The organism is Pricia sp., from assembly GCF_041745955.1.
Classification (GTDB): Bacteria; Bacteroidota; Bacteroidia; order Flavobacteriales; family Flavobacteriaceae; genus Pricia.
In genome coordinates, this window is the sequence record NZ_JBGTHY010000083.1 from 1 (window position 1) to 6,510 (window position 6,510).

Sequence of the window (6,510 nt, forward strand, 5' to 3'; positions counted from 1 at the left end):
TTACTTGGCCAAACTCGACATAGACCATTTACAAGAATTGAAATTCAGCAAAGAAATCGCTTGGTCGCCCATTATGGAAAACGGCTCATTTTCCTTCGACCGAAAACATATTTCCGATAAAAACGCCATCTACCGATTGTATGTAAAACGTATGGAAAAAGCCATTACGGATACCGTTGCCAGGAGTACCGCCTTTATCTTGTCCCGCTCAGATACCATACTGTTCCATAAAGCCGATGTGCCATTTGGCAACTACACAAATAGCAATGTAGCGGACAAAGAATGGCGACGTATGCGAGAATTTGAAAGACAGTTGCTTCAGTCGCAATTGGCCGAAGGAGAAGCTGCATCGCAACTGAAAAGCTACGCCAAAGATTCACTTCGCATTCTCGTGGTCAAACTCATTGGAGTTAGAGAACTGGAAGAAAAACAATTACTGGATTACGACATTGCGAAAAACCCTGATTTCTATCTGGCACTTTTAGACGAAATGAAAGAGAGTGACATGCCGCCCGCCCAATATAAATTTTTGGAAAAGAAACTCGCCTTTTTGACCCAAGAAGCAATCGAAAGAAAGTATGCTTGGAGTACCACTATAAACTTTATCCTAGGATTTATGGTGCTCGGTCTCGGCGCACTTTTGATTGTTCGAAGTAAACGCCGATCCGTTTTGCCCGATCTGAGTAGACAAGAAAGGAACATTCAGACCCTTATCCTAGAAGGCAAGAGCAACAAAGAAATCGCTAATGAACTTTTTATCAGTCTAAGCACCGTAAAGACCCATATTACGAATATCTACAGCAAATTGAAAGTGTCCGATCGACGGGAGTTATTACGGCGATTTCAAAATTAGCATGGGTACTAGCACCTAAATCCGACCGTTTTTACCTTCGCAACATCCAATTTTTTGGCACTCAACAACGGGATACTAGGGTCGACTATGAATATTCGGAAAGCACCTATGCCAGTTATGCACAAATTTCGGGAAGCATCCATAAAAATATAAATTTTAGCACCGGGGCCCGAATTGAAACCAATCAGGTTCAAGGTGAGACCGAGGCCGATGATTTTCCTTTGGTAGATCGAGAGAATCTACATTTTTTTCCGAAGGTTATGCTCAATATTGAAATGGACAGCACCAAAAATTTGACCTTTAACTATTCAAAAAGTATCGAGCGGCCCGATTACTCGAGGGCGAGCTCGATAAGGGTTTTTATCAATCCTTTTTTGGAAGGCTCCGGGAACGTAAATTTGCTTCCTACCGTGATGGACGAAATCTCCACCAATTTCCAGCTAAAGCAAAAATCAATTTCCGTAAGTTATTTGCGGCGAAAAAATCCTATGTATTTTACCATCGATTACGATAAGGACGATACCGGGAAAGCCATTTTTGCACTCCGGAATTTGGAACGGGAGTCCGGTCTCGATATCAGCCTGACCCTACCCATCACCCAGGGCATCTGGACGGCCACTAATTTTATGATGCTATCTACAAGGCGAGTTCAGGATAGTTCCGCCGTAACGAATGCATCAAAACCGTATTTGTACATTTATACCGACCATCAATTCAAGATTGGAGACGACACAACACTTTCTTTGGGCGGTTGGGGATTTACAAAGCGCTCCGAGGGAATTTTCATGCGAAACGGTCTGATTTCCTTAAATGCAGCGATTACAAAGACCTTTTTCGATACGCTGAATTGCTCCCTTCACTTTAACGATATTACAAAGGCCCAAAACTTCGAGGAAAGCTATTCCATCGACGGCGTAAATGCCAATGGAGTCTATTTTGCGGATGCAAGGGAAATCGCCCTTTCCATCAAATATTCAATAGGTACCCATAAGGAACCCGATTACAAGAACAGGGATGTAGACGAAAATCTGGACAGGATCAAATGACACGAAGCTGAAATTGATAGATCGGTCTTCAAATTGTTCTACCTTACGGAATATGATATTGCATTGGACGAAAACCGTTTGAAATAAAATAAGTTCCGAAACAGTCAAAATTGTCTAAGGTTTTTAGTACTTTAGTTCAACGAAAATGAAAATACTGCTATGAAATCAGCCATAAACATTCTGGTTACCAACCGAAATGTTGTTTGGCGAATTACATCTGACTTAAAAAACAAATAAATATCAACAGATGAAAACATTAAAAACAATTTTTGCCGTCGGCATCATCGCCCTGATTTCCACAAACCTTTCCGCACAAGAGATTACCGCCTTCCCCGGTGCATGGGGCGAGCAATTCTATCAAGATAAGGAGAAACTTAGCTGGAAAGAGGTCAACAAAATCATGATGGAAAGCCAAGTCGCCCAAGTGGAGTGGCAAAAGTCTAAAAAACTGGCTTTGGGCGGACTGGTATTCGGGCTTGCAAATCTGGGTTCTTCCATTTGGGTGATTACCAGCCTAGACCAGAACAAACCTTTGACAGGGCCAATTATCGCGGCGGCCGGTACCGGACTTGTAGGTATGATATTCTTCAAGGCCTCATCGGACAACAAACGGAAGGCCATTCTGAACTACAATGATGGTCTTGGTGGAAGCACTTCATTTCGCTTGGTACCTGTAAATAATCAGAATGGAACGGGTTTGGCGTTGAAGTTTTGATTAGAAAGAACGCAGCAAATGAAACTTAAGCAACGGGCACTTTTTAAAGTGTCCGTTTAATTTTTTTGTCTATAGGCTCTTCTCTTTTTTTCTTTAGTCCAGATTACATTTCCAGGCTCTAGACTCTCTTTTTTACCCCGTCAATTTTAGTAACCATTTAAATAGGGCTTTCAAACTATTCCAAGACGAATACCTAAGCTGACCAGCTCTGAAGAAGATCTTGACCCCGTCTTGTGCAGCATGTTCTGCCTATGGTTATCAACGGTTTTAACGGAAACGAAGAGCTGATGGGCTATCTGCTTGCTTCCGTGCCCTCTGGTCAGCAAGCTTAAAACTTCTTTTTCCCTTTTGGTCAATAACGGAACGGTGCATTCCTCCTGGGAGAGTTCGCCGTTTTCCATGCAAAAGAATTGTTGACAGGTTTGGGTATTTGTATTCAGGATATTCATCATGGGCACTCCCTCCTTTTTAATATGTGAGATGTCCGTAGCCAATACAAGTCCGTAAACGGCTTTTCCATTTTTGTCCGGGATGGGCTCGGCGTACTGCACCATAATCCAATAGTAGTTTTTCTTTGCGTCCATCATCCTAAAAAATAGGGACACATTAAGATTTTTGATAAATTCTGCTCCGCTTTGCACAAAAAGCTCTACCCATATTTTGCTAAATGCGAGTACCTTCTGCAAATCTTCTGGATGGGTAGCCTCATGTAGCCTCAAATGGGACATGGTCGCAAAGTCCTCCATTTTAAAAGGAGTAAGATTTTCAATATCGCCCCCGGCAAAACAATGCATACAATTGGCGAAATCCCCGATAAACCAAAAAAATCGCCCGACGGCCAATTTTTCAAAACTTTGGATTAAGGGTTCATAATGGCGCAGGGCATCCTGAGGTTTGCAATAGTCATCCCCATAGCTAAAAAGCGTTCGAAATTTCTCGGCATCTAGTGGTCGCAACACCTTTATTTCGGTCTTCATATTCAATGATTATACGGTTTGTATTGAATAGTTTGCCTTGCAAAGGGGGATATATGAAATTAGGGAAAAATCCCTATTGTTCCAAGTAAAGATATCGGATACTTTAGAACCTAAATATTTACCTTGTGTAAACATCAGTGGCGTTTGTGGAAGAAGCAAAAGACAAATGTCGTTCGTTCAAAAGGACGGGGATCAATTAAAAGAACCATTTTTATAACCATGTTCTAATTCCTATGGCATGAAAAACCTTATCAGTATACTGCGGATTTTAAGCTCTTTAGTAATAGCAGGCTGCACCTCGCCATCTCAGGAAAAACCGCCCAAGGCCCCTATTGCTATGGTAACCGAAAACCACTTTGGCACAGCAGTGAAGGACCCCTACCGTTACATGGAAAATCTTAAGGACACTACGGTAGTCAATTGGTTTAAGGCCCAAGCCAATTATTCGAGAAAGGTGTTGGACCAAATTCCCGGAAGGAAAGGCCTGGTAGACCAGTTAAGGGAAATGGACGGCAGAAGGAGCGTCTCGATATACGAGGTTAACATTACCAGAAACGATAAGTATTTTTATCTGAAGACGACCCCGGAGGACGAAACCGGAAAACTGTTCTACAGGGATAGCCTTCAAGGCAACGAGCGTTTGCTTTTTGATCCCACAAATTACAGGAACGACACATTAAAATATACCTTAACCGCATTATCGCCATCGCTCGATGGCAGTAAAATCGCATTCGAGATTGCCCCCAACGGATCGGAAAGTGCGGAGCTGCTGTTGCTGAACGTAGATTCCGGCAAACGCTATCCGGAAGTGATCGACCGCTGTTGGGGGTTTGGGGCATCTTGGCTTCCCGATGGGGAACGGCTTCTTTATCTCCGGTGGAATTCTAGCGACGTGCACGACAAAGACCGTATGCTGAACAGTAAGGCCATGCTGCATACGGTAGGCACATCGCCCGACAGCGACCGTGAGATATTTTCGAGGCAGAAGTACCCGAACCTAGGCATCGAGGAAGCGGAGTATGCCAACGTATACTACGATCCCGATACCGAGCTACTATTCGCATTGCCGATGACCGATGATCGCCGGGTAAAAGCGTTTATTGCCCCTTCAAAGGAAATCGATGCCCCGACAATCCACTGGAAACCACTCTTTATACCAGAGGATGAGGTGTACGAGTTCGGTACGATCAAAGATTCCGTTTTTGTACGTACCCCAAAAAATGCACCCAATTTCAAGATTCTCAAAACTTCCCTGACCCATCCAGATATGGAGCAGGCAGAAGTAGTAGTGCCGGAGAGTAAAAATGGCAATTTAGAAGCTTTTGACCTTACCAGTGACGGACTTTATTACACTCTGTCAAAAAACGGCGTGCAACAAGAAGTATACTATTTGCCCAAAGGGAAAGCAAAGGCAACAAAAATCGGACTTCCGAATGCGGCCGGAAGAATAGGTATTCGTGCTAAAAGCATTGAATCTCCCGATTTCTGGGTCACTTTGAACGGCTGGACCAGCGATTACCGGAGATACCGTTTTGACCCTCGTAATTCGGAATTCATTCCAGAAAATCTGTCTTCCCAAGCAACATATCCCGAATATGTCGGTCTTATGGTGGAGGAACTAATGGTACCCTCGCACGACGGTACCTTAGTGCCCCTTTCGTTGATTTATGACAAGAACTTAAAACGGGAAGGTAAAACCCCGGTATTCTTTTTAGGCTATGGAGCCTATGGCTACGCGATGAGCCCGTTTTTTAGCCCTGCTTACCTCATGCCTACCACAAAAGGGGCCATTTTTGCCGTTGCCCACGTTAGGGGTGGGGGCGAGTTGGGGGATACTTGGCACAAAGGGGGGATGAAGACCACCAAGCCGAATACCTGGAAAGATCTTATCGCATGTGGCGAGTATATGGTGCGCGAAAAATATACCGCTCCTCAAAAGATGGCCATATATAGCGCTAGTGCCGGCGGGGTGCTCATTGGCCGAGCGATGACCGAAAGGCCCGACCTTTTTGCTGTGGCCATTCCCGAAGTGGGCTGTATGAACACTATGCGGATGGAGTTTACCCCCAACGGCCCGCCGAACATCCCCGAATTCGGAACCGTCAAAGACTCCGTGGAATGTATGGCACTATTCGAAATGGATTCGTACCAGCATATTGTGGACGGGGAAAAATACCCCGCGACGCTTATTACCGCAGGTATGAACGATCCCCGTGTCAGTGCTTGGGAACCAGGCAAGTTTGCGGCACGGTTGCAAGCTGCCAATGCCTCTGACAAGCCCATCCTGTTCTCGGTAGATTTTGAGGCGGGGCATGGTATGGGCGATACCAAGACCACCGCTTTTGATGCCTATGCCGATGTCCTTAGTTTTGCCCTGTGGCAAACGGGGCATCCGGAATTTCAAATGAGATAGTATTTTTAACCAAAACAAACACATATGAAAACGCTATTGATTTTCACATTTTATCTATGTATTGCAGGATTATATAATTCCTTGGCCCAAAGCCACGAAGAGGAGGTTTTGAAAAAGTTGGCCCTCCGCGAAACGGAGATTTTTAGAGAAGGCAATTTAGAAGGGTGGAGGGCACTGATGAGCCAAAACTCCAAAACCAATCGCCTTTATTCCGGTAATGGCTTTTATACCGGACAGGTAGGTTGGAAACCGATCGACTCTCTTTTCACTCTATACATGACCAACCCTTTAAGCAAGGCTACCATACATAACAGCGATTATATTATTGAAGTGTCCGATAAACTGGCTTGGATGGCTTATAACCAACGAACAGATTTTGAAAACGATTCACTGACTTCAACAGGTACAAGGGAATTTCGAACTTTTGTAAAAGAAGGCAATCAATGGAAAATAAGTTCGCTCATGACCATAGATACGCTTTCCTACACCCCGACAACAAATCCCGA

General features: G+C 44.2%; 6 protein-coding genes. 5 read left to right on the top strand and 1 reads right to left on the bottom strand.

Going from position 1 to position 6,510, the window contains the following annotated elements; genetic code table 11:
* From ACEW8S_RS02840 to ACEW8S_RS02850, 3 genes are all read left to right on the top strand, one after another.
* The coding region (locus ACEW8S_RS02840; RefSeq protein ID WP_373516673.1) for a LuxR C-terminal-related transcriptional regulator at window positions 1-853 on the top strand (853 nt) is incomplete at its 5' end.
* A 44-nt stretch (window positions 854-897) separates the two neighbouring features.
* Window positions 898-1,899 carry an outer membrane beta-barrel protein gene (locus ACEW8S_RS02845; RefSeq protein ID WP_373516678.1) on the top strand — a complete coding sequence of 334 codons (1,002 nt, stop codon included), beginning with the start codon at window positions 898-900 and terminating at the stop codon, window positions 1,897-1,899.
* 247 nt (window positions 1,900-2,146) lie between these two features.
* A complete protein-coding gene (locus tag ACEW8S_RS02850; RefSeq protein WP_373516674.1) occupies window positions 2,147-2,614 on the top strand; it encodes a hypothetical protein in 468 nt (155 codons plus the stop codon).
* 170 nt (window positions 2,615-2,784) lie between these two features.
* On the opposite strand, the gene ACEW8S_RS02855 is transcribed toward ACEW8S_RS02850, so the two are convergent.
* On the bottom strand, window positions 2,785-3,591 hold the full coding sequence (locus ACEW8S_RS02855) for a LuxR C-terminal-related transcriptional regulator (RefSeq protein WP_373516675.1): 807 nt from the start codon (window positions 3,589-3,591) through the stop codon (window positions 2,785-2,787).
* A gap of 238 nt (window positions 3,592-3,829) precedes the next feature.
* On the opposite strand from ACEW8S_RS02855, the gene ACEW8S_RS02860 reads away from it, so the two are divergent.
* Both ACEW8S_RS02860 and ACEW8S_RS02865 read left to right on the top strand, forming a co-directional pair.
* Window positions 3,830-6,004, top strand: coding sequence for a prolyl oligopeptidase family serine peptidase (locus ACEW8S_RS02860; RefSeq protein WP_373516676.1), 2,175 nt, complete (start codon window positions 3,830-3,832; stop codon window positions 6,002-6,004).
* A 24-nt stretch (window positions 6,005-6,028) separates the two neighbouring features.
* Window positions 6,029-6,510 (top strand): nuclear transport factor 2 family protein (locus ACEW8S_RS02865; protein WP_373516677.1); only part of this gene is annotated, 482 nt, incomplete at its 3' end.